Source organism: Moorena sp. SIO3B2, assembly GCF_010692525.1.
Taxonomy (GTDB): domain Bacteria; phylum Cyanobacteriota; class Cyanobacteriia; order Cyanobacteriales; family Coleofasciculaceae; genus Moorena; species Moorena producens.
This window is the reverse complement of the sequence record NZ_JAAHHE010000311.1, coordinates 1-7,158: the sequence shown is the minus strand read 5'-3', so window position 1 is coordinate 7,158 and position 7,158 is coordinate 1. Positions and strand designations below refer to the sequence as shown.

Annotated in this window: 5 protein-coding genes and 3 pseudogenes; 2 read left to right on the top strand and 6 right to left on the bottom strand. The window is 40.9% G+C overall.

Going from position 1 to position 7,158, the window contains the following annotated elements:
• Positions 1-1,567 (top strand): phosphopantetheine-binding protein (locus F6K38_RS32125; protein WP_287359128.1); only part of this gene is annotated, 1,567 nt, incomplete at its 5' end.
• Positions 1,568-1,771: 204 nt separating this feature from the next.
• On the opposite strand, the pseudogene F6K38_RS32120 reads toward F6K38_RS32125, so the two are convergent.
• From F6K38_RS32120 to F6K38_RS32105, 4 genes and pseudogenes are all read right to left on the bottom strand, one after another.
• A pseudogene (locus F6K38_RS32120) lies at positions 1,772-1,858 on the bottom strand (IS1 family transposase); the annotation flags it as partial.
• Between the two features lie 90 nt (positions 1,859-1,948).
• Positions 1,949-2,089 carry a hypothetical protein gene (locus F6K38_RS32115; protein ID WP_008190455.1) on the bottom strand — a complete coding sequence of 47 codons (141 nt, stop codon included), beginning with the start codon at positions 2,087-2,089 and terminating at the stop codon, positions 1,949-1,951.
• A gap of 37 nt (positions 2,090-2,126) precedes the next feature.
• Positions 2,127-2,453 carry a transposase gene (locus F6K38_RS32110; RefSeq protein ID WP_267873737.1) on the bottom strand — a complete coding sequence of 109 codons (327 nt, stop codon included), beginning with the start codon at positions 2,451-2,453 and terminating at the stop codon, positions 2,127-2,129.
• A 425-nt stretch (positions 2,454-2,878) separates the two neighbouring features.
• Positions 2,879-4,260, bottom strand: a pseudogene (locus F6K38_RS32105) (IS4 family transposase).
• A gap of 293 nt (positions 4,261-4,553) precedes the next feature.
• Between F6K38_RS32105 and F6K38_RS32100 the strand changes: the two are divergent.
• The gene (locus F6K38_RS32100) at positions 4,554-5,435 is read left to right on the top strand and encodes an alpha/beta fold hydrolase (protein WP_287359125.1); all 882 of its coding nucleotides are present in this window, start codon (positions 4,554-4,556) and stop codon (positions 5,433-5,435) included.
• Positions 5,436-5,767: 332 nt separating this feature from the next.
• Here the strand turns inward: F6K38_RS32100 and F6K38_RS32095 are convergent, their stop codons facing one another.
• The gene (locus F6K38_RS32095; RefSeq protein ID WP_287359122.1) at positions 5,768-6,499 is read right to left on the bottom strand and encodes an FkbM family methyltransferase; all 732 of its coding nucleotides are present in this window, start codon (positions 6,497-6,499) and stop codon (positions 5,768-5,770) included.
• Positions 6,500-6,503: 4 nt separating this feature from the next.
• Positions 6,504-7,158 (bottom strand): annotated as a pseudogene (locus tag F6K38_RS32090) (nucleotide-binding protein); the annotation flags it as partial.

The following is a 7,158-nucleotide window of genomic DNA, read 5'->3' as shown; positions in this document are numbered from 1 at the left end:
TAAGGCTTTGCCTGTACCGGATGTGGCCAGTAGTGTGTCAACGGAGTATGTAGCTCCACAGACACAGACACAGAAGGTATTAGCAGAGATTTGGGCAGAAGTGTTGGGTATAGAACAGGTGGGAATATATGATAACTTCTTTGATTTGGGGGGTCATTCTCTAACCGCAGTCAAATTAGTTTCTAAGATATCCACAAATTTCAACATTAGTCTCTCAGTAAAAACTTTATTATTACACCCAATAATTGCTGAGTTAAGTAATATTATGACAGAACTAATACCAAATAAAAATGTCTCTCAAGAGCCAATTTATCAATCAATTAATAATGAAGTTCAGGAAACATTAAATAAGGAAGTTGTACAAACTAAAAATTCCGAGTATGTACAATTTGAATCTCGCTCTTTGTTATCTTTATTTACTGTGGGTAAAATTCCTCCTGTCGATGCTGCAGCTTTATGTTATTGGGGAGAATATGATCCAGAAATGTTTGACTGGAGTCGAGATTATATGATTGAAAATATCTTTGAAAATCTTCCTTTTTGGACGATGATTAAACAGACTAATTGGGGTCGAACTGCAATAATAGTTTTGCCTCGATTTGTTTCGGATTTATATAGCAATCAAGATGATGCAGTACAGGTAATTATTGAAGCATTAGAAATGGCTGGAATAATTGGTGCTAAATTTGTTTCTTTAACTGGTTTAATTCCTTCTGCTACTGATTATGGATTGGCAATTACTAAGGCAGTTGCTAACCGTCAGGATTTGCCAAAAATTACGACTGGACATAGAACAACTGGTGCTGCTGTTGTATTGACTATTAAGAAGATATGTGAGCAAGGTGGCCGGGATTTAAGTACAGAAAAAGTAGGATTTATTGGATTAGGTTCTGTGGGAATGAATGTGCTGCCGTTAATGTTGAAATGCTTACCACATCCTCAAGAAATTACTCTTTGTGACGTTTACAGTAAGTTAGAATTCCTGGAGAATATTGAACAAAATTTAGTACATAAATTTGGTTTTAAAGGTAAAATAAAGTTGGCATTATCAAAAACAACAGTTCCCCAAGAAATTTACGACTCTACTTTAATTGTTGGAGCTACAAATGTCGCAAATGTATTAGATATTATGCAGGTTAAGCCTGGTACGCTAATTGTTGATGATTCTGGTCCTCATTGTTTTTCAGTAGAGCAAGCTATTAAGCGTTTTCAGGAACGGGAAGATATTTTATTTAGTGAGGGAGGGATGTTGCGATCGCCATTTCCTATAAAAACCACAGTCCATTTACTACCCTCTGTAGAAAAAATAATGAATAATGCTCAAAAGGAAGCAGTTTTTAATTCAAATCCTTTTAATATCATGGGTTGTGCTTTTTCTGGTTTACTATCATCTCAGTTCGAGCAACTGGAGCCTACTGTAGGAATTTGCGATGGAGAACAGTCTGAATTACATTACCAAATTTTGCAAGAATTAGAATTTGAAGCAGGCGATCTACATTGTGAACATTATGTACTTCCAGCAAAATCAATAGCCAATTTTAGACAGCGTTTTGGCAAAGATTTGTAAGGATTTAGGTGATAGCAATCGCTGGTGAAGTCTGCGATCGAAGATCGCAGACTTCATAATAATAATGATTATTTTTATTCGGTAGTCCTGCATAGTAATACCAGTTTTCAAAAGTAGCGTCATACTTACAATAAAAACATGACCATATACATTGGGGTTTGCAATCTTTATGTATGTCATGACTTTTGATTTTTGGTATAATGGTCAAGTACAAATTGTGTTATTATAGTGATGTATGAAGTTCCATATAGCTCCAATATGATTACTTAATTTTTGAGAAAACGATAATGTCAAAAGCCTTTAAGTTTCCGTTCAGATGCTAGCTACATGATTACAGGAGGTTTGGGAGGTTTAGGTTTACTGGTAAGTAGGTGGGCTTAATTAAAGGTTAAAAACTTGATAATTTTTACTATCTACATTTCCAGATATTGTCCACTGTTGAAGCTGATAACCTACTTGGTAACTTCGTTTTTTTATACCTTCTTTAACTGCTAAAGCTAAATCGTATTCATCCTCAAACATTCGACCAGAGATTTGATGAGTTTCTTGATGCAGTCGCTCATGGGGGAAACCCCCTGTTCCCTTGCTGCATCGCTTTAAGTTGACGCCACTCACCCTCTATTAGATTAAGTTCTGGACTATAAGTTGGCAAAAAAAATAAATACAATCCCATTTCTAACCATTCTTTTTGTTTAGCTCTTACCTGATGAATTTTATGACTTGAGGAATTATCCAGAACAATGACTGTATCTATTCTTATTGTTAGTCTAGTTTTTTCCGCTTCTTTGGCTTCTTTGTCCAAAAACTTTATTAAATTATCTTTTTTGATGCTACCAAGTTTTAAAGCATAATTAAAGCTTTTTTTTGGTTCATATATTCCTAATATATTTAGAGGCTGAAGGGGTGACGAAATAACCTGAAACGCTTTAAATGTAAAGTGTTCCTGAGGGGGCGACGAAATAAGTTACAACGCCGACTCTATAAGCAACCTAGCCCTTAGGCCTCGTTGATAATACTTTCGTTGTCTTGATGCAATAGCGAGTGGTTTGAATTTACCGTAAGACAGTTGAGCCTTGTCTTGATGCAATAGCGAGTGGGGGAAACCACGGCAGTCGCTCATGGGGGGGACCACGGCAGTCGCTCATGGGGGAAACCCCCGCGTGAAGGCGCTGCCTCCCCAAGACCGCGCTGCCTCCCCAAGACCGCGCTGCATCGCTAATCAATAAGTTTTACCCCTTTTCTGCATAGCCTACCTACCATAAAGGCGAGCCTGTCTAAGGTTTGGTCTCCGGGGGAAACCACGGCAGTCGCTCATGGGGGGAACCACGGCAGTCGCTCATGGGGGAAACCCCCGCGTGAAGGCGCTGCCTCCCCAAGACCGCGCTGCCTCCCCAAGACCGCGCTGCATCGCTTATTAGGATTTAATTTCATTAATTCGGTGACTAATTTTAAACAAACATCCTTGAAATTCACCCAAGTTTGGCCATATAAACCAATGTAAAAACTGGACGGTGCGCTTTCCAATGGGCGAGTAAATCGCCCTTGGGTCGCACCGCTATGTCTCCGTTCCCTACGACCAAATTCTTTGACACGAGCTACATAGTTTTGTATTCCTTGACGTGTCTTGATGCAATAGCGAGTGGGGGAAACCACGGCAGTCGCTCATGGGGGGAACCCCCAAGACCGCGCTGCCTCCCCAAGACCGCGCTGCATCGCTTTAATCTGCTGACCTTGAATCGTTGAAGAAGTATAAGCTATCGCAATTAATAAAACTAGAGAAATCAGCCGTTTACCCTCAACTTTAGTATCCTCTAGATTATAGCCACCTTTCTTGAAATCTCTAAACATCTCTTCTTCTCTTGGTGCGCGTTCCCTAGGTCGGGAAACCCGACCGGGGTCGCACCGCTATATCAAATCTTTTTTTATAAGCGGAAATTGCCAACTCTATACCGTCGAAATTGGTGAGAATAAACCATCCCTCTTTTGGGGTTATTCCCTTGACTTTACGTTGCCACTTACAAGCCACATTACAACTTGAAAAACCATGGGTCTTGGTTACTTTAACTCCTTGCATAAAAAACGATACTCCCGGTGCTAAACCTAAATTATTTAATTGAATCCAAATCTCATTTTTAACTTCAATAAATTCGTTTTTTTTAAGACGTAAGCAAAAATATACATCCAATGACTGGAGATACTTTGCTAGCTTTACCGAGCAAAATTCTCTATCCCCTAATATACAAATATTATAATTTTTTAAAAGTGGCATCACTGAGGATAGGGCAGTTTTCTGTTAATTAAAATTGCTAGACCCTAATTTGGGAAGTAATTCAAAATATATGGGAAAGGATCTTTTATCCCAAACTATACTAATCATGATCAAATTTATGCGACTCCAATTTGTGCGATAAGCACGCTACATAAATTAATTGTTCAGTTGTAAAGTATGTTGATAACCAGGTTTTTACAATTGGGAACCAAATTTTTTCAATCGTTAGATTAGGCAATGATAAAAATCGTTGTATTCTTTTTCTACGACTTTCAAATTTTATGGGAATTGATAAAATATTTGCTAATTTTTCTAAATTTACGTTTTTAATTGTCTGTACGAGACTAAGCAGAATTAAAAGGAATAAGTATTCTGATTTACTAAGTTGACTTTTTAAGTGGTTTTGGTAAAATGCAGGTAACATTTTAAATTGGTAGGTCTTGTTGCAAATAATCGACCTATCTTTTTTTTACCACAAAATGGTGAACACTTTCTGGGGGTGTGACATGCAAGCTAAAATCATTACTGGGTAATAAGTTCAGCCCATCAGTTACTTAGGGCTTGCTGAAAAATTATTTGGGTAGGGATAGGCAAGAGGCAAGAGGCAATAGGCAATAGTTCCGGAGTGCTCATCCGTGCAAGACAAGCACTGACTAACATAATTGCGCTTGTGAGGGGGAGAATCAGGATTGTCCTCTGATTACAGCAATTCAACTGATGTTTCCTGATTTTCTTCCCTCCAATACCCAGCAGCTAGTTGAGTCTACCTCGATTGACCTTGCTCAAAGTATCCAGCGTCAAGCTATCTCAACTCCCCTGAGCCCCCAGGCCATTGCCACAACTTACGTTAATCAGGGTAAGGGTGGCACACCAATTCTGTTACTCCATGGCTTCGATAGTTCCCTGCTAGAATTACGCCGCTTGCTACCACTGCTGGCTCAGGAAAATGAAACCTGGGCAGTGGATTTGTTGGGTTTTGGCTTTACGGATCGCATGGCAGGGACTCCGTTTAGCCCAAATGCGATCGCAACCCATCTCTATTATTTCTGGAAAACCCTGATTAGAACACCAGTGATTGTAGTCGGTGCTTCTATGGGGGGTGCAGCGGCGATTGATTTTACCCTCACTTACCCCCAGGTTGTTAAACAGTTAGTATTAATAGATAGCGCTGGCTGCACGAAGGCTCCCCCGATTGGGAAGTTCTTATTTCCGCCCTTAGGCTACCTAGCCACAGCATTTTTGGCTAATCCCAAGGTAAGGCAAAGTATAAGTAAAAACGCTTACTATGATAAAGGTTGGGCCTCTGAAGATGCCCGAATTTGTGCTGCATTGCACCTAGAAATGCCTGGTTGGAATCAAGCCTTGATTGCGTTTACCAAAAGTGGTGGTTATGGTGATTTTGGGGATAAGCTGGCTCAGATTAGCCAGCCAACTCTAATTTTATGGGGTGACCATGACCAAATTTTAGGGACTGCTGCTGCTAGTAAGTTTAAGGATGCCATCCCACAATCTCAATTAATCTGGATTAAAGACTGTGGTCATGTGCCTCACTTGGAACAAGCTCAAATTACTGCTGAGCATATTTTAGAATTTGCCTAGACTTCCGGCGGGGTGGATCTCATTAAAGCTGTTTGACCCGGTGGGTGGAATGGGCATCAGGCGTGGAATGGGCATCTTGCCCGTTACAATTTTCAAACGGGCTGTCCCAACAAAGCGCGAAGAGGCGGAAAATGACGCTAGCCCTTGGGTGGTGCGTTACGGGGCGGGCTGCCCCAACACTGGCTACGAGGTTGAACATGAGGGCAAGCCCGCCCCTAACGCACCCTACGCACCCTACGCAACTTTCCCCTATTGCCTATTGCCTATTGCCTTTTGCCTTTTTCGGCAATTCGTGTGTTTACAACCGAGATACAAACGCGCTTATAGCATTTTCAGTTAAGTTTTGAAAACGCGATCGCATGTCCAACATACCAGGGAATATTGGGATAAGCTGGTTCCAGGGGCATGATGTTATATCCTAGAGAGTCAATAAAAATCTCAATAGTTTGATTCTTGAGTTTAAAGGACTCTTGATTACCATCATCTACTTCATAAATCAGGATGGGCTGATACTCTTTAATAGTTTCAATCATCCCCCTTAAAACATTAATTTCTGCTCCTTCCACATCGATTTTGACAACCGTTGGGGGTTTCAAAGTCTTTTGGGACACCAAATCATCAATACACACAAGGTCAACTGTCATTTCACCCCTGAGATCTGGAGGTGTACCCGCTGTAGCTAAAGTAGCTCCCCCTGAATGATGGGCCAGCAACAATTCTCCGGTTCCGGTTGATTCAGAAACGGCTTGTGGGAAAACAGTAACATTGGAGAAGCTATTAAGCTCGACATTCCGTCGAATAATGTCAGCATTGTTTGGGACTGGCTCAAAAGCATAAACCTGTCCAGATGGCCCAACTAGCTTCGCAGCAATAATAGTAAAAAATCCAATATTAGCACCGATATCATAGAAGATATGATCACGGTTTAAGCAGCTTGCTAAAGCGTTCTGAAGTGGAAGTTCATAGGTACCACGTGCAAAATCAGGATTAGAACCATCCCCATGGAATTTTAGTCCTGCACCTACTCCATGGTTAAGGGTTACCTGTTGATTGCTTAAATTCATGACTCTACACCTTTGCTACAAAGTTTTGAAATACACTTCCTGTATCGTTGCCCCATTCCCAGTTAGCAACAATCCCAACTCGATTAATTCTAAGACGCGCCGCATCTGGATAAACATCTGTCAGGGCACGATACAATACTGGCTCATCATTGATGAATATCATGTAATTCATGCCATCAAAAACCATGCGGAGCCGATGAGAGACACCCCAGGAAATGCGTTTACCCACATTTGTCCAGACAGCATCAAATAATTCTTCAAAGCCATTGAGATAGAAAAAGGAAGACATTGAAGCACCACCGTAACAGTCATCTAACCAGTTATTGATAGTGATATAATTGTCATCATCTTGCCAAAAGATAAACCCTCCACGACCTTTTTCTCCCTGTCCTCGTCTAGTTCCAGGGGGAGTAATGTCTACCTGTAAATCCGCTATTTCTGGCTGATCCCAATCAATGGTGTAGGCAGTGCGACCTGGATTAGGATGCTTAGCATCAGCTTGGACTTTGGCTGTACTATTCCCAGTCAGCTTAATTACCCCTAGCCCAATATTCCGATGCCAGACTTTGCTACCACTAGTGGTGGTTTTTCCCATCAAGTCCCCAGCTGCACCAGCAAAATCTTCAGTGATAGCTATTTCGGTACCCTCTACTACCCAA